11 protein-coding genes are annotated in these 15,914 nt (G+C 61.0%); 1 reads left to right on the forward strand and 10 read right to left on the reverse strand.

What is annotated here, in order from left to right:
* Window positions 1-86: 86 nt before the first annotated feature.
* From glk to MOP44_RS00130, 4 genes are all read right to left on the reverse strand, one after another.
* Window positions 87-1,109, reverse strand: a complete 1,023-nt coding sequence (gene glk / locus MOP44_RS00115) for a glucokinase (RefSeq protein WP_260793858.1) — start codon at window positions 1,107-1,109, stop codon at window positions 87-89.
* Window positions 1,106-1,903 carry a 6-phosphogluconolactonase gene (gene pgl / locus MOP44_RS00120; protein ID WP_260793859.1) on the reverse strand — a complete coding sequence of 266 codons (798 nt, stop codon included), beginning with the start codon at window positions 1,901-1,903 and terminating at the stop codon, window positions 1,106-1,108. Before pgl ends, glk begins: the two co-directional genes overlap by 4 nt.
* 281 nt (window positions 1,904-2,184) lie before the next feature.
* Entirely contained in the window at window positions 2,185-3,486 is a 1,302-nt protein-coding gene (locus MOP44_RS00125) for a TolC family protein (RefSeq protein WP_260793860.1), read from the reverse strand.
* Between the two features lie 248 nt (window positions 3,487-3,734).
* On the reverse strand, window positions 3,735-5,168 hold the full coding sequence (locus tag MOP44_RS00130; RefSeq protein WP_260793861.1) for an MATE family efflux transporter: 1,434 nt from the start codon (window positions 5,166-5,168) through the stop codon (window positions 3,735-3,737).
* 476 nt (window positions 5,169-5,644) lie between these two features.
* Here MOP44_RS00130 and MOP44_RS00135 point away from each other — a divergent pair, with 476 nt between their 5' ends.
* Window positions 5,645-6,022, forward strand: coding sequence for a hypothetical protein (locus MOP44_RS00135; protein ID WP_260793862.1), 378 nt, complete (start codon window positions 5,645-5,647; stop codon window positions 6,020-6,022).
* A gap of 521 nt (window positions 6,023-6,543) precedes the next feature.
* Here MOP44_RS00135 and MOP44_RS00140 read toward each other — a convergent pair.
* The 6 genes from MOP44_RS00140 to MOP44_RS00165 all read right to left on the reverse strand — a co-directional run bounded on the left by MOP44_RS00140 (window position 6,544) and on the right by MOP44_RS00165 (window position 15,857).
* Window positions 6,544-7,821, reverse strand: coding sequence for an RNA polymerase sigma factor (locus MOP44_RS00140; RefSeq protein WP_260793863.1), 1,278 nt, complete (start codon window positions 7,819-7,821; stop codon window positions 6,544-6,546).
* A gap of 68 nt (window positions 7,822-7,889) precedes the next feature.
* Window positions 7,890-8,276: a YciI family protein gene (locus tag MOP44_RS00145; protein WP_260793864.1), complete on the reverse strand. Its 387-nt coding sequence runs from the start codon at window positions 8,274-8,276 to the stop codon at window positions 7,890-7,892.
* A 797-nt stretch (window positions 8,277-9,073) separates the two neighbouring features.
* Window positions 9,074-9,370, reverse strand: coding sequence for a hypothetical protein (locus MOP44_RS00150; protein WP_260793865.1), 297 nt, complete (start codon window positions 9,368-9,370; stop codon window positions 9,074-9,076).
* 160 nt (window positions 9,371-9,530) lie between these two features.
* A complete protein-coding gene (gene fusA, locus MOP44_RS00155; RefSeq protein WP_260793866.1) occupies window positions 9,531-11,681 on the reverse strand; it encodes an elongation factor G in 2,151 nt (716 codons plus the stop codon).
* Between the two features lie 641 nt (window positions 11,682-12,322).
* Entirely contained in the window at window positions 12,323-13,666 is a 1,344-nt protein-coding gene (locus tag MOP44_RS00160) for a glycoside hydrolase family 172 protein (protein ID WP_260793867.1), read from the reverse strand.
* Between the two features lie 94 nt (window positions 13,667-13,760).
* Window positions 13,761-15,857 carry a fused MFS/spermidine synthase gene (locus tag MOP44_RS00165; protein ID WP_260793868.1) on the reverse strand — a complete coding sequence of 699 codons (2,097 nt, stop codon included), beginning with the start codon at window positions 15,855-15,857 and terminating at the stop codon, window positions 13,761-13,763.
* Between the last annotated feature and the right edge of the window lie 57 nt (window positions 15,858-15,914).

Here is a 15,914-nt window from a genome sequence, read left to right on the forward strand (position 1 = left end):
TCCCCTCAACGTGACAGCTTAACGGAGCGAAAAGCAAAGAGGCCAGCCGCGCGGCTGGCCCCTTTGATAACTGAGACGAATCAAACTCAGTGATGAATCGAAGCTGCACGCGGTGAGGCCCCGGTGATCTCGGCGGCGCGGGCTTCAGCGTATGCCGCAGCGCCCAGCACGGCGGCACGGCTCTCAAGGATAATGCGAACCGGCATGTTGATGAGCAACTGGCTTAGGCGGCCCTTGTCTGTGAACGCCTTCATGAAGGTGCCGTCCTTGAGCTTCTCAAGCAAGCGAGGGGCAATGCCGCCGCCCACATAGAGTCCGCCCACCGACAGGACCTTCAGCGCGAGGTTGCCGGCCTCGGCACCATAAGCCGAAACGACCATGTCGAGCGTCTTCACGCAGATCTCGCTTTTGCCGCTCAGGCCGTCGACGGTGATGACGGCGTTGGGATCGTCGACTGAGGCAATCTCCTCCGCGAGAGACTTCGGCACTTCCATGCCGCGCACATCGCGCAGGAACTCGAAGACGCTGGTCATGCCCATGCCGCTGATGACACGCTCCCAGCTGATGCGGCCGTTGTATTTCTGGCGCAGGAAGCGGAGTAGGTCGATTTCATCTTCGTTGCGCGGAGCGAAATCGGCGTGACCGCCTTCGGATGCGTAAGGGACATGGATGCGGCCGTTCCACATCAGCAGGCCCTCACCCAGACCAGTTCCCGCGGCGATCAGAGCGCGGTTACCGATCTGACTGGGATCGCCATCTGCGAGGGTGAATATCTGGTCGGGCTGCAGCTCGGCGATTCCGTAGCCGTTGGCCTCAAGGTCATTGATCAGGAACACGTGGTCAATGCCGAGACTCTTGGACAGATCGTGGCTATCGAGCGTCCAGGGCAGATTGGTCAGGCGCAGGCGGCCCGCACGAACCGGTCCCGGCACTCCGAAACACGCGGCGGTTACCTTGTCTCCGCCAAGGAACTCCTTGACGATGTCTTCCAGCCCGGAGTATTCCTTGGCCGGAAAGCGCTCCTCGCGCCGGTATTCAAGTTTTCCTTCGTTGAAGTCGTAAAACGCCAGATGTACTTTGGTGCCGCCTACATCGCCGGCAAGAATCATCTTTCTCTCTCCAGTACCCCGCACCCTTCTCCATTCGTCGCGGGTAGAAGAGCAGCAGCGGCCTTATCCAGAAACAAGGTGAGTATACCGCTTGCGGGCCAGATGAGTTGACTTGGCAGCCGTTCGGGATCGCGCGGGCCCATGAATACATCGCGAACGCGCTCGGCTTTGTCTTCTCCGGCGATCTCGAAGAAGACGGAGCTGGCGTGGTTGATCACCGGCCAGGTCAGGGTAATGCGCCAGGTATCCTTCTGCGGCACATGATTGGCCGTGACCAGACGACTCATCTCGTGAATTGCCGTTGTATAGGGGAACAGCGAGGCGGTGTGACCGTCGTCGCCCATGCCGAGTGAGACCAGGTCGAACCGGGGACTCTCTGCGCCTTCAAGGCGGAAGCTGTTTCGCAGCTCGGATTCGTAGCGAGCAGCGGCCGCTTCGGGGTCCAGTTCGCCTTCCATGCGATGCACCTGGTCGGGCGGGAGCGGCACGTGGCTCAGAAGCGCTTCGCGGGTCATGCGGTAGTTGGAATCCGCATCGTCCGGTCCGACGCAACGTTCATCCACCCAATAGAGGTCTAGCCGGTCCCACGGCATGGCGGCCCGAAAGTGCTGGTGCGGGTCGGCCAACAATTGAAACGCGGCCTTGGGAGTGGAGCCGCCGCTGACGGCGATACGTGCCTGCCCTCGGGCGTCCACAGCCTCGGCTGCCATCTCCACCAGGTACTGTGCGGTCCGGCGGGCCAAAGCCTCCCGATCATGCTCGACGTAGTAGTTGATTCTCAACTTCCGGGTCATTCCGACTGCTCCTCTCGTCGCTTGATTCTGCCAACGGCCCAAACGCCTCGCGGCGCAGAAGGCTGATTTCGCAGGAATGTGCAGAACGACTCAGATAAATAGATAACGGTTGGTTGAAAAGAGGCGCGATGCAGGTTTGGCTGGCTCACGCCAGCATGGTTGAGCGGGACATGCACTCCCAGTCATAGAGTACCGCAGGTACGACAAATACTTTGGGGGATTGTAGCCGATTTGTCGGCGACCTAAGTTCGTCCTAGTGGCACTCGATGGGAGTGGCCGGCTTACTTACCGAGATAGTAGTGGTACTGCTGCTCCAGCACTCCCGCCGCGCGTGCCAATGACAGCTTAGACAAATTGTACTGATAGATGCTCTCCACGCTGCTCGTCTGGGCGTTGGCCAGCGCGGCCTGCGCGGTCACCAGCGGCAGGGTGTCGTCGATTCCGGCATTGGTGCGCTCTGTCTGGTCGCTGAGAGCACGCGTGGACAAGTCCACGTTCGAGCGCGCTACATCGACCAGCTTGCGGGCTGCACTGACATCGAGAAGCGCCGAGCGCACCTGCTGATCGATCCGGCTGCGCAGATCGTCAAGCTGAGAATTAGCCGCTTTCAGTTGGGCTTGCGCCGCGTCGATATCGCCGCGAATGCGAGCCTCACGGAAGATGGGAACGCTTAAGGTGCCGACCGCCGAAAACACGCCGTGCGAGCCGATGGTCGTGATCGCCTGCACTCCATAGTTGCCGCTAAAGCTCAGCGTCGGGTAGCGCTGGCTGCGATAGGCCGAGTGCACCGCCTTGAGCTCCTGGACTTGATTTTGCAGGTTCTGGTAGTCCTGACGGCTCTTGTAGGCCAGAGCCCGGAGTTCCTCCGGTGTCTGATCGGTCAATTCGCTGAACGGAGCCTGGTCGGTAAGCACGATCTTCTGTCCGGGGTCGAGTCCGATCTCACGCTTAAGCAGGATCAGGTCCTTATCGAATTCGTTCTGAGCGACAATGGTCGCCTGCTGCTGCGTCTGATACTGCACACGGGCGCGAAGCTCGTCGAGACTGGTCCCCACGCCGGCAACCCGCTGTTCGTGCGCATGATTGAGCTGAACCAGGTCGGCCTGTTCAAGGGCCTTGGCGTTGTCTACTTCGCTAGATGACGCAAGGGCATGCAGATAGGCCGAGGCTACCTGCTGGATCACTTCGCCGCGGGCGGTCATCTTAGCAAAGTGCGCTACCCGCGTAGCCGCGCCGGCCGCCTTCCATCCGGCGATGACCGGACCTGAAAACAGAATCTGGTCGTAGTGGATCTGGCCTTCTGTTAGCGTGTCGTGGGTGACGGCTGGGAACTTAACGCCCAGACTGGGCGGCAGGCTCGATCCCTTAAAGCCCAAAGCAGCCAAATCGTGCTGGTAATAGCCTGTATCGCCGGTGAGCGTAATGGTGGGCAGAAACTCCTGCAATGCCTGAAGCTGTTGGCCGCGGATCGTCTTTTCTGCGTTCTCCGCCTCTTTCAGTCCGAGATTATTGGTAAGGCCACGCTGGATGGCATCGTCCAAGGAGAGTTGAATCACCTGGTCGGTCGCTGGCTTCAGTGTCACGCTGCCAAAATAAGGATTCACAGCCGAAGACGGGTTCGCCGACTGGCTGTGTGCCGCGGAAATTCCGCAGGCGGCGCAAAAAAGCGCACAACAGACCGCCAGAATTCGCCGCGGCGCGGCTGATTGTCCCAATCCGTTCACTGACATCATTTTCTCAGATGTTCCTGAGTCCACTTGAGATTCGGATCACAGCACATAAAACGCGGACCGGGATGGATTTCCTGGTCCGCAGTTGGCTCGCCGCTCGGCTAGATTTTCTTTCTCTTCCACTTCCCTTGGCGGAACAGCACGATCCCAGCTGTCGCCATCGCGCATTCGGCAATCACGATGGAGAGGAACGCACCCTCCGCATGCATTCCTACTGTTTTGGCTAGTAGCCAAGCCAGCGGAAGCTCAAGCACCCAGAAGCCGAAGAAGTTCACGATCGTCGGCGTGACCGTGTCTCCCGCTCCGTTGAAGGCCTGCAGCATCACCATTCCATAGGCGTAGCCGATGTTTCCGCAGGCAAAGGTTCGCAGGGCAACCGCGGCAATGGGAATGACTGCCGGATCGTCCAAAAACAGCTTCACGACGGGGGTGGCAAAGACGATAAAGAAGAGACCGAGGCCGCCGAGGAACAGCATGTTGTAGAAACCCGTGCGCCAGACGGCCTGCTCGGCCCGATCGGGCCGCTGGGCGCCCAGGTTCTGGCCCACCAGCGTGGCCGCTGCGTTACTCAGTCCCCACGACGGCAAGATGAAGAACATCACGATGCGGATTGCCACCGTGTATGCCGCGACGGAGGCCGCACCGAAGAGGGCAACGATCTGCACGAGGAAGATCCAGCTCACATGACCGATCGCGAACTGGAGGATTCCGGTAGCTGATACGCGCAGCAGACGGAGCATCACGCCGATGTTCAGCCGCATATGACGGGCCAACGCCGGCAGCCGCTCCGTGCCCTGCGCGAGACGCCAGAACTGATAGAGCACGCCGATGCTGCGCCCCGTCAGCGTGGCCATGGCCGCGCCCGTGACGCCCATCCGCGGGAAAGGACCGAGACCGAAGATCAGGCAGGGATCGAGGACTAAGTTGATGATGTTAGAGACCCATAGCAGCCGCATGGCGATTGCCGCATCGCCCGCGCCGCGGAAGATCGCATTGTTGAGGAAGAGCATGAGGATTGCGCCGCAGCCACCCAGCGCGATGCGTGCGTAACCGGAGCCTGTTGCGACAATGGCGGGAGTTGCGCCCATCCAGGCCAGCAGGCGCGGAGCCAAGATGCCGGCCGGGAGGCCAACGAGCAGCGAGATCGTGAGGCCCAGAATTACTGCCTGCATGCCTGCGATTGACGCGTCTTCGGGGTCTTTTTCACCGATGCGGCGGGCCACCATGGCCGTTGTGGACATGGACAGGCCGATGCCGATGGAGAAAACCAGAGCTAGCATTGCCTCCGTAAGCCCAACGGTGGCAACAGCATTCGCGCCGAGGCGACCTACCCAGGCGACGTCCACGACGGCGAACAGGGACTCGAGGACCATCTCCAGGACCATGGGAATGGCGAGCAGGAGGATGGAGCGATTGAGGCTGCCGGTGGTGTAGTCCTGGTGGGAGCCGCGGAGGGCCTCCCGTACCGAGGACCATAGGGAAGATGCGCGCGCATCATGCGGCTGCTGCGGCGCTATTGATTCAAGAGTAGACATGGAGAACTCCACAATGCCCTGCAAAAGATGAGGGCACGAGCGAGTGGGCTCACGCTGCTAAGTACTTTAAGTTGTGTGCAGTGCGATTCCCGGGGCTGAGGTCATCCTCGGGGTGCCGCGGGGGGCGGCATGCGATTGGGATCCCGAGGCAATGTTCAGCGAGCAGGTCGAATTCTGACAACGGTGACGAGCTGGAACACTGTTCCCTCCCAAGGCCGGAGAGTCCGGCGGGTGTTATGAAAGTACCACGATTCGAGAAATCGCGCCAGTGAACGTGATTTGGTTTCACCGCAAAAAGGGCTCAAATACTGCGATTGGGTCAGACGTACTGAACAGGTGACCGGGCGGTCGGGTGATCAGGCGGCCGTGAGGTCAGGTGGCCAGGAACCCCTCCAGTTGTCCATTCTGAAGTCAAGCGCGTCAGCGCGGTGAACTTCTACATCTAACGAACCATGGGTCCTGGTGCACATGACGACGTGTTGCGCGACATTGTGCGAAGTGTCGAGCAAAACTCGGATCTGGATCCGGACCATCCCGATTTGCTCGCGCTGAAGCGCATTTTGCTCGAGAAGATCTCCCCGGCCGAGACGGGAGACAGTCTCGGCCCGGAGAATACCACGCGTGCAGACCTATCAGCGGCTCTTCCGGCCGAGGTGTCGCTCGGTAACGCGTTGGGTGTGAGTGCGACGGGAGATCCATTGGTGCTCCCGAAGGACCCGGTTGTTAGTCAGGCGTTGGGACTGGGTACGAGCATAGATCAACGAGGTTTGCCGGCAGAAACTGGCGATAGTCAGCCGTCAAACCAAAGCGCGGCCGCAGATCCTTCGTTACCACCTCCGATCGAAGGCGCCTGATGGCAGGCCGCTTCGCGGACGTTTTGCATCTTATGAACCTAGTACCGGATTGGAGACGCCCCTGACCCGATGCGACATTCCCTGCAGTCTCACATAACCTATCTTGAAAAGCTAATTAAGGAAGTTGGAGATCGCTTGACTCAGCCGGGTCTGACGGCCGAAGAGGTCGAGGATTTGCGGCTTCAACTCTTCTCAGCCCAAGGCGCACTCGAGCATTATCGGCAGGCTTACGCGCTCGAACTTAGCGCTTCGGGCTCTGAGCCGCCGCCCGGTACCGGCGAAACCCACTCCAATGGCGGAGTACCTGGTCGAGGGAAACCGAACTCTGGACGTGCAAAGGCAGGCCGTGCCACACCCGGTACACTCCTCAGGAGAAGGGGCGCGCGCACTCAGAACATAAAGATTGCGTTGGCTGCGTCCGCTCCGCGCGCCAAGATTCGTAGGCGGCAAGCGGAACGTGTTGCGCGCGAGCGGGCAGCATGACCTGAACGAGAAGCCCTCACCACCCACTTCTAACTTTCTCACTGCACCGATTGTTCCGCGTTCGCGCTGGCAAGGGCGCGCTCCTGGAGCAGCTTTCGCTCTTGCTCATTCTGAGTCATGCTTGCTGCCCGCTCGAACTCGACGCGGGCTTCGGCGTGGCGGCCCAGCATGGCGAGCAAGTCGCCGCGGACGCTTGGCAGCAGGTGGTAATTCCTGAAGAGTGGATCGGCGCGCAGAGGCTCCAGCAGTTCAAGGGCTGGGTGCGGTCCCGCGTACCTGCTCACGGCTACAGCGCGGTTCAGTTCCACCACGGGTGAAGGCGCGACTGCCGCAAGCTCATTGTAGAGCGAAACGATCCTTCCCCAATCCGTTTCGCTGGCGGCAGCAGCACGTGCGTGGCAGGCCGCGATCTCAGCCTGCAAGCGATAAGGCCCACGACGTTGCGCGAGAGTGTTTGCGCGATCGAGAGCATCGAGACCGCGGCGGATGAGCGCATGATCCCATAGTGTGCGGTCCTGATCCATGAGCAGAATCGGCTCGCCGGATGCACCCACACGGGCGTGCGAACGCGATGCCTGAATCTTCATGAGGGACAGGAGCCCGTGCACCTCGGATTCGTTCGGGTCCAGCTCGGCCAGGATACGGCCGAGGCGAAGCGCTTCCTCGATCAGCGAGGTGCGGGTGAGATTTTCTCCAGCGGTGGCTGAGTATCCCTCATTGAAGATGAGATAGATAACTTCAAGCACCGATGAAAGCCGCGCGGCAAGATCGAGTCCGCGCGGAACCATAAAGGGAACCTGTTTTTGCGCCAGTGTCTTTTTGGCGCGGACGATGCGCTGCGCGATGGTTGGTTCGGGAACCAGGAACGCGCGAGCAATCTCGTCGGTGGTTAGGCCTGCCACGACGCGCAGGGTAAGTGCCGCACGAGCCTCCGTCGACAGGACCGGGTGGCAAGCAGTGAAGATCAAACGCAGGACGTCGTCACCAATGTGATCGTCAAGCGCGGTGACGAGGTCAGGTGGCGTACGCTCCAGTTCCTGCAGCTCGCGGCTGAGCACTTCATATTTTCGTCCGTTGCGTTCGGAAGCGCGATAGTGATCAATGGCACGGCGCTTGGCTGTTGCCATGAGCCAGGCGCCGGGGTTGGGCGGAATGCCAGTTGACGGCCACTTCTCCAGCGCAGCCACGAGCGCTTCCTGCGCGAGATCTTCAGCGAGGCTCACGTCGCGAACGATGCGCGTGAGCCCGCCGATGACCTTGGCGGCCTCCAATTTCCAGACCGACCCAATGGCGTGACGGGAATCGGCAGCAGACATTCCTACCGATCACATCACGGGCGACGTTGGCCGGGCAAATTTTGCCGCGAGAGGCTGAGCATCGCGCCTCAGTGCGCCGCGGCGGCAGTCTCGATCTGGTCGGTGATGCTGGCACCGCAGTTTGCGTCGAAGAGCTGGCGCAGTTCGCATTCGCCCTGGCCGGTGACTTCCAGGAACTCCTTAACGAAGGCCACGGCTGCTTCTTTTGAAGGAGCGTCGAGAATGGCAAAGCCGCCCACGACCTCTTTGGCCTCAGAGAACGGGCCATCGGAGACGGTGAAATTGCCCTTATCGACGCGGATGCGGGCGCCCATGGCGGTGGGAAGGCAGCCTTCGGTACTCAGCAACCTCCCGCTTTTCATCCAATCCTCAACCAGCTTGCCCATGGCAGACATTTCTTCCGGGCTGGGTGGGGTGGCACGTTCAGGACACTTGTAGATGCTCAGGAATCGCATGATGTAGAACCTCCGTTGGTTTATGTTGCCGGAGAATCGAAATTGCATTCAGCCGGTTTCATCTACACATCGAACGGAGAATGCCCAAATCGACATGGCCTACGATCTTTTTTATCGTGAGTGGGCTGAGCCAGCGAACGAATTGTTTCCAGTGGGCAAAAGCGGGGGACCTGGAGCAGCGGGCCCGGCGTGGATCGAGGCGGCAGGCACGTGGCCGCGCAAACGAGCAGGAAGAAGGTTGAGGCGTTAGTGAGATGCCGACGAGCGCGCGTTTCGCACTCGCAGGAGGCTCACGTGTCCGCAGATTTCGCAGATCCAGGGATAAAGGCCGAACCACGGCAGCACGAGCTTCTGGAGCAACCCTTTGCGGGACACTCGTAACAAGTTGGGAGAGCTACACGTTTGGCATTGCATGGAACTCCTTCCGGGCGTTCAAAAGGCGCTGAGTTGGAGTGCTTCGGCGCAGATCAGTCAGCCGCAGTCTGGTCTGGATGGTGCGCGCAAACCAGTGCGTATCGTTCCGGCTCCAGTTCTTCCATTTCGAACCGACAATGATGGACGCGCGAACTGGTTGGCGCGCTGTTGAGCAGCTTCACAAGGAACTCGGCGCGCACTCTTCGCATGGTAAAGCACGGTGTGGCACTCAAACTTATCCCTTGGCCCGTGAGGTCAGCAGTGCGGGCATCACGGTGACAGACGTAAGCCTTCATGCGACTAGACCTTACTCCTCGGGGCAGCCGGAAGGGAGCTAGGGTTTTCACGGGGGTCCCTTGGCTCAAAGCGGTTTGATGAGGACGCTAACCGATCGATTCGCGCTGCTCCGGGCGCTTGCGCTCGCGGAGGAAGATGCGGAGCAGAAGCCAGCAGAGGCTGAAGTGGAAGGCGGCATTGGCGCAGATGGCAAGCGAAAAGGAACCGGCGGTGGTTCCGATGACCACGCCGGGCATGATCAGCCAGAAAAGACAGCGTTCTACTAAAACGTAAAACTGGTTGTCGGACGCGACGGAGAGCGGGCCTTCCAGAAGAGTGAGGAGGGCCATCAGAGATCCCCAGAAGGCGGCGAGAATGAACTTAATGGGCAGAGGCAGCCCCATGGCGCTGCGGAGATTGCTTCCATCATACTGAGCGGCGATGAGGATGACATAAGGGGATTCGGGAGGACGCTGCGGATTCGTTCAGGGGTGCTGGCGTGCCGAGTCCCAGGTCCGACCGGCGGGACCTGGGCTCAGCACTGCGTGTGAGTCGAAGCAGCGGCTATTCTTCTTCTTCGTCGACAGGGCGCTTGGCGTTGGAGAGGATCTTGTCGGCTACGATTTGCGGGACAAAGTCGTAGTGATCCATTTCCATGCGGTAGCTTCCCTTGCCTTGGGTCATTGAGGTGAGCTGGGTTCCGTAGGTGAGCATTTCGGCCATGGGAACCTCGGCGTTGACGACGGTGGTTTTGCCCTTGGAGTTCATGCCCTGGGGACGTCCTCGGCGGCTGCTGAGGTCGCCCATGATGGCGCCGGCGAACTCGTCGGGAGCTTCGATCTCGACCTTCATGATGGGCTCAAGCAGCGCGGGCTTGCAGACTTCCATGGCCTTCTTGAAGGCGAGGCGTCCGGCGGTCTTGAAGCTCATTTCATTGGAATCGACGTCGTGGTAGCTGCCGTCGTAGACGATGACTTTGAAGTCGACGACGGGATAGCCGGCGAGGTAGCCGCGCGCGGCAGCTTCGATTACGCCCTTTTCAATGGCCGGGATGAACTGCCTCGGAATGGCTCCGCCGAAGACCTCAGAGGCGAACTCAAAACCGCCGCCGCGAGGCTGGGGTTCCATGCGGATCTTGCAATCGCCGAACTGGCCGTGTCCGCCGGACTGCTTCTTGTGGCGGCCGTGAGCTTCGCCCTTGGCACGAATGGTTTCAAGATAGGGCACTTTGGGCGACTTAAGGGTAACTTCGGCGTGGTAGCGCTTCTTGAGGCGGGAGACGATGGCCTCGATATGCGGCTGGCCGGCGCCGGCGATGAGGAACTCGTTGGTTTGCGGGTCGCGATAGAAGCGGATGAGCAGGTCCTCTTCCATTAGCTTGTGGATGGCGGGGGCGAGCTTGTCTTCATCGGCGCGCGACTTGGGCTCAATGGCGTAGGTCATGGCCGGCTCCGGCAGTGGGTGGAGGTCGACGAGGATGTCAGAGCCCTTAACCCCGAGCGTGTCGCCGGTGAGCGTATCTTTCAGCTTCGCGACTGCGCCGATGTCGCCGGCGTGGAGTTCGGGGATTTCGACGGCCTTGCGTCCCTGCATCACGCTGAGGTGTGAGAACTTCTCCTGTCCGCGGCGCGAATAGTTTTCAAGGGTGGCATCATTCTTGACGCAGCCGCTAACGACCTTGAAGAAGCTGATGCGGCCGGCGAACGGGTCGGACATGGTCTTGAAGACCAGCAGAGCGGCGGGCTCAGAGTCAGAGACGGCCCGCGTGGCAGTTGCGGCTTCGGCGGCATCAGCCGATCCGCCATTGCCGTTGGCTGCGGCAGCGAGTGCCGGCGTGCGGACGGCGATGGGGGCGCGCTCGATGGGCGCAGGCGCGTAGACCTTGAAGAAGTCGAGGAGGTGATCGGTGGCGACGTTGGTCTCGCCGCTGGCGAACAGGACCGGGAAGATGCGGTCTTCGCGAATGGCCTCGTGGAGTGCGGTGATGAGGTGCTGCTCGGGGATGGTGCCCTCGGCGAAGAACTCTTCCATTAGTTCGTCTTTGCCTTCGGCGACCAGCTCGACGAGAGCCTCATGGGCTTCTTTGGCGGCGTGGGCCAGTGTGGCGGGAATCTCGCCGATCTTGCCGCGGCCATCGCCGTTGGGCGTGTAGTAGAACGCTTCCATGGTGACGAGGTCGACTACGCCCTGGAATCCTTTGGCATCGACGATGGGCAGTTGGACAGGCGTGCAGGTGCGGCCCCAGCGCTCGTGCAGATCTTCAATGAGGGCCGTCAGTCCACCTTCGCCGCCAGCCTTCGGGTGGTCCATCTGGTTGATGACCACGATGCGGGGGACGTTGGCTTCTTCGGCGTACTTCCAGACGCGCTCGGTAACGGGCTCAACACAGTTCTGCGCATTGACGACGACAGCAACCGATTCAACAGGGAGAAGTGCGGCGCGGGCTTCGTGGCAGAACATGTGGAAGCCGGGCGTGTCGACGAAGTTGATCTTGGTGCCCTGCCACTCGGCGAACGCAACGGCGTTCTGCATCGTAGTGCCGCGGGCGACCTCTTCTTCGTCATAGGCGGTAACAGCGGAGCCGTCGTGGACGCGCCCCTGTGCGGGAGTCATCTTGGCGGCATGCAGCAAAGCAGCGATCAATGTGGTCTTGCCGCTGTGCGCATGCCCCACTACAGCTACGTTGCGGATCTCACTTCCCTGGTACGTTTTCATGGGTGTTCTCCTTGGCACCTGCGGTGCGGCTGACCGCGCCTTCGGCGCCGTTCCCGGCTGGCCGGGACTGTTGTTTTTTGAAGGGGGCGTTGAGGGGTGGAATTAGGTCGAGGTTGGTAAGGGGGCGGTAGAGGATTCCACGAGGGCGGTCAAAAACAACCGCAGATCCTTCCCCATCGCATTGCTCTGGGTCAGGATGACAGGTCATAAGAGCGCGGGAGAGTTGTGCCATGCCGGGGCTTGAGCCCCGGCCTTCCTCCCTGAAGTACGCGGTCAATGTGGATTTCGGTTCGGTGGTATCCGGATCGTGGTCTCCCGCCCAAGCGGAGCCTGGATGGGGCACCCCGGTTGGATTCGGCGCCCGAGGGCTGGTGAGGCACAGGGATTTCGGGAGGGCGTCCTGGAGGGCGTCGAATTGGCCAGATGGTGCGGCCAAAGATCCCGGTCTGCCGTGTTCCTCGTCCATGCGGAGAGTCTCAGGCAGGCGCCAGGCGGATCAACGGGGACAGCCGCCGCCGGGCGTCTATCAGTTGAGGACCGAAGGCTATCACACGGGGAGTGTGAACGTCTTGTGACACGGGCCACAGGATTTCCGGCTCGCATGGGCTTCGGTCAGAACGGCGCGAAACGCGAATTACGATTCAGGGCTGGGCCGGCTTGTATTGGGGGTATTTGCGCAGGATCGTCTCCATCGCTTGCACGCCCTGAAGGAATTCATCGTATCGAAAAGTGTGGAAGGCTCTGTTGCGGGACGCTTCGAGCTTCTCCCACTCGGCCTGATCCGTTTCAGTCAGCTTTAGCTTGCCGGCGGCGCGGGTGAGTCTGGCTTCCGCGTCCAGTGCGGATGCGACTCCATCTGGCCACGCGGGGAGGCGGACAGCCGCGGTCGGCAGAGGCGGGAAGGGCTTGTGCGGCTCATCCTGGTACCAGATCGCAGTGGACGTGTAATCGTTCTCGAAGTTGTTGTCGTGCCCATGTTCGATGGTAACGCGAATTGATTTTCGAAAGCGCACGGGATCGTTCACGTAGAAGCGATACATCTGGTTCTTGCCGCCAAAGGGCGCTTTGTAGTTCTCGATGAGATAGAAGCCGGTGTAGAGGCCGGAATACTCCTCGTCGGGGCAGCAGCCGGCGTTGAATACCTCTTCGTGCCCGCTGCCGGGATAGGTTGGCGGCCACTTCTCGCCATCGACGAAGATCATGTCGTCGCCTTCTCCGTACCAACCGCCCGCGATGTTATCGACGGTGAGGAAAAGGCCGACGAAGTTGCCGTGACCGGCGGCGTCGAGGATGACAAAGTTGTTGTCTCCGGTTGTGTTTCGATAACCATTTGCGCCGAGTTGCGTGTTCCTAGGTACGCCGGGCGGAACGGGCGTTCTGGGAACGCGGCGCCACTGCGCGTGAAGGCGGCCGGTGTGAGGCGGTAGTTTCCCGTCCGGATAGCGTTCGTAATCGAAGTGATACCAGACGATAAGATCTTGCATGCCGCCGTCGTTCTCCAGCGTGATGCGTGCCCCGCTGGCGAAGGGCATGGGGAGATAGGAGACCATGGCGTCGAAGTCGCGGCCGCGAATACCCGGATTCACGTCCATGGCGATGGAGTGGAAGTAGCGCAGGGTGCCCAGGCCCGAGCCGAAGAAGTCGCCGAGCGGCACCTCAACGCATGGATCCTTCTGGCCGTCCCAGTAGATGCGCAGGATCATTTTGCGATAGCGCATTCGGTCGCTGGCGAGAGGGGCGAAGTAAAAGCGCCGGATCACACCGGCGCCGGAGATTTCGGCGAGAGTCTTTGTTTCCCCTGGGGCGATTTTGACGAAGTCGTAGTTGCCGCCGGAATGATCCCAGGAGGAGACGCGGGCGGTGGTTGTGTCCTGGAGGTGAGAGAGACCGTCGAGAAGGCTGCCGGTGTATGGGTCCTGTTGGGCATGCGAGCGGCTGAGGAGAAGCAGAAAGACGAATGCGATGCCAATGCGCCAGCGAGTCATGAGCCGCTCCGATAACTATGGGTTGGTGCATGACAGTATATGCGGCAAGAGGAGCCGGGAGATGTGGCGTCGGTATCCGGGGCAAATCCGGGTCTCACCAGCGCAGCACAGGGAGCAGGGCCGAGTAGTCGTCGGTCCACAGCTTGAGGCCGGGTCTGGGCTTGGTCATGTGCGCGTGTGGCGCGATATCGGGCAGCTCGAAAAACTGAGGATCGGCGGTAACCAGCATCCAGGTGGAGACGTATTCGCCGGGGCCGCTGGGGCTGTTTACGTCGAAGCGGCGCGCCTGCATGCCCGCGGACTGGGCCAGTAATGCGATGGGCGGAGCGAGATCAACGTGGCGATTCGAAATGTGGAAGGCGAGGATGCCGTTGGGGTTGAGATGCTTGCGGTACAGAGCGAGCGCCTCGGCTGTGAGCAGGTGAATGGGGATGGCGTCGCCGGAGAAGGCATCGACGACCAGGACGTCGAAGTGCTGCGGGGGTTCGGAGGCTAGCGAGTTGCGGGCGTCGCCCTGGATGATGTCGATTTGCGCGGGGGAGTCGCGAATGTAGGTGAAGACGTTGCGCGCGATGGGGACGACGGCAGGGTTGATCTCGTAGAAGCGGATGCGGTCGCCAGCGCGGCCGTAGGCGGCCATGGTTCCCGCGCCGAGGCCTATGACGCCGATGCTCATCGGGCGCTGCGGCACCTGTGGTGCGGCCAACTGCGCCTGCGGCGCCGACTGGGGGTCTATGGTCTCCGATTCCCGTGCGAGGCAGCAGTACTGCATGGCTAAGCCAACGCCGGAGTTGCGCGCGTAGTAAGTGGTGGGGGTGCGGCGGAGGTCGTCGGTGCCGAAAATCTGCGTGCCGTGCTGGATGCTGCCGTTCATCAGTGTGCGCACGGTTGCGCCGGGATAGCTGAAGAGGTCCTGCGTGACGCGCAGGCTGGCGTAGAAGTTGCGCGTGGCGACGGTGGTGTTGTGACTGTACGAGTGCCGGACCATGAATGTCACCGCCACCATGGCCACACTGGCAACGCCCCAGAGAAGACGCTGGTTCCATCCACTGCGCCAGTTGACAGCGAGGGCAAGCAGAGCGGTGACGAGAAAGGTGAGGGGCAGATCGAGGTTGTAGTCGAACAGGAGCGGTGCAGCGATGCCGATGAGGAACGATCCGATGGCGCCCCCGGCGGCGAAGAGCAGATAGAAGAGCGTGACCTCCGATGGGCGCTCGGGGCGAAGGCGCACCGCTTCGACATGGCAGAAGATGCAGGCGAAGAACAGCTCGCCCAGGAAGAAGAGGAGCGAGACCCAGAGGGGCCAGCCGGCATTGGTGTTGTGGAGGGAGTAGGCCAGGCCGCCGAGAAGGACAACCATGATGCGCGCAATGATGTTCCAGGGAAGGGCGAGTCGGAACTGGAAGGCGAGGATGAGAGTAAGCAGGTAGACGCCGAGAGGCAGGATCCAGAGTAGCGGGATAGCAGCTACGTTGGCCGTGATGTAGGCGGTGACGGTGCTGAGCTGCATGGTGGCGCCCATGGGGAGCAGAACCCAGAGGAGCTTGTCAGCAAATGAGGCAGTTGGTGCGGCGGCGTTCGGTTCGACGGTTTTGGCGCTGACGTTTTCAACGCCGCGCATGCGGAATGCGAGAAGCACTAGCAGAGCTGCGAAGACCAGGAAGCCTGAGCACCAGACGAGTCGCTGGTTGTGCAATGTCAGGTTCGGCTCGACCAGAGCGGGATAGGCTGCGAGTGCCAGGAACGAGGCGAGATTGGACAGCGCGTAGAGCCGATACGGCACTTGACTGGACTCGGACCGCGCCCACCAGACCTGCAACAAAGGACTGGTGGCGGAGAGCACGATGAAGGGAATGCCAATGTAGGCGCCCAGAACACGAAAGACTGTCCAGATGGGATGCCCCGCGCCTTGAGACTGATCGGGGTGCACGAGGGACCAGGCGATTGCGGTGGCCACCGCTGCGGCGAGAAGGATGAGGACCAGGACTGAGCGCGGGCGCTGCGAGAGCCAGTGCGCGTAGAGGTAGCCGACGAGGAGCGCAGTCTGGAAGAAGACAAGACAGGTGATCCAGACGGAGGCAGACCCGCCGAGAACTGGAAGAAGCTGACGGGCGGCGATGGGCTCGACAAGGAAGAGCAGGAAGGCAGCGAGAAAGACCGCGCCACCGAAGAGAAAGCGCACCTGGGTCATGCACAACCTCGGGCCAGTGAGAAGTATTTGGCCGAAGGTTGAGTTTATCGGATCAGG

This window comes from Occallatibacter riparius (assembly GCF_025264625.1).
GTDB lineage: Bacteria > Acidobacteriota > Terriglobia > Terriglobales > Acidobacteriaceae > Telmatobacter > Telmatobacter riparius.

Bases quoted from the DNA above. Each gene is read 5' to 3' on its own strand.
- MOP44_RS00160 (WP_260793867.1), bottom strand. From the start codon at position 13,666: ATGACTCGCTGGCGCATTGGCATCGCATTCGTCTTTCTGCTTCTCCTC.
- glk (WP_260793858.1), bottom strand. From the start codon at position 1,109: ATGATTCTTGCCGGCGATGTAGGCGGCACCAAAGTACATCTGGCGTTT.
- fusA (WP_260793866.1), bottom strand. From the start codon at position 11,681: ATGAAAACGTACCAGGGAAGTGAGATCCGCAACGTAGCTGTAGTGGGG.
- MOP44_RS00140 (WP_260793863.1), bottom strand. From the start codon at position 7,821: ATGTCTGCTGCCGATTCCCGTCACGCCATTGGGTCGGTCTGGAAATTG.
- MOP44_RS00150 (WP_260793865.1), bottom strand. From the start codon at position 9,370: ATGGGGCTGCCTCTGCCCATTAAGTTCATTCTCGCCGCCTTCTGGGGA.
- pgl (WP_260793859.1), bottom strand. From the start codon at position 1,903: ATGACCCGGAAGTTGAGAATCAACTACTACGTCGAGCATGATCGGGAG.
- MOP44_RS00130 (WP_260793861.1), bottom strand. From the start codon at position 5,168: ATGTCTACTCTTGAATCAATAGCGCCGCAGCAGCCGCATGATGCGCGC.
- MOP44_RS00165 (WP_260793868.1), bottom strand. From the start codon at position 15,857: ATGACCCAGGTGCGCTTTCTCTTCGGTGGCGCGGTCTTTCTCGCTGCC.
- MOP44_RS00145 (WP_260793864.1), bottom strand. From the start codon at position 8,276: ATGCGATTCCTGAGCATCTACAAGTGTCCTGAACGTGCCACCCCACCC.